1 protein-coding gene is annotated in these 373 nt (G+C 66.0%); it reads right to left on the bottom strand.

Annotated elements, in window-relative coordinates; translation table 11 throughout:
• Positions 1 to 373, bottom strand: a 373-nt coding sequence (locus CVH10_RS18250) for an aminotransferase class I/II-fold pyridoxal phosphate-dependent enzyme (protein ID WP_146143032.1), incomplete at both ends; no start/stop codon positions are given.

Below are 373 nucleotides of genomic sequence, written 5' to 3'. Positions count from 1 at the left end.
CGGCGAAGGTGGAATCGCCGTCGATTGTGACTCCCGTTTCCGTCGTCTTGCCGATCAGGCCGGCGATGGACGGATAGACGTAGAAGGCGCCCTCGGGGGTGGCGCAGGTGATGCCGCTTGCCTGGTTCAGCATCGACACCACAAGATCGCGGCGCTTCTCGAAGGCCGCCTTGCGCTCGGGAATGAAGTCCTGCGGGCCGTTCAAAGCTTCGACCGCCGCCCACTGGCTGATGCTGGCGGGGTTGGAGGTGGTCTGGCTGGCCACCTTGCGCATCAGGTCGATCAGCGCCTTGGGGCCGCCGGCATAGCCGATGCGCCAGCCGGTCATGGCGTAGGCCTTGGACACGCCGTTGACCGTCAGGGTGCGGTCGAT

This window comes from Halomonas sp. ND22Bw (assembly GCF_003011945.1).
Lineage (GTDB): Bacteria > Pseudomonadota > Gammaproteobacteria > Pseudomonadales > Halomonadaceae > Halomonas > Halomonas halophila.
The sequence above is the reverse complement of the archived record's forward strand: the minus strand, read 5'-3'. Positions and strand labels throughout refer to the sequence as shown.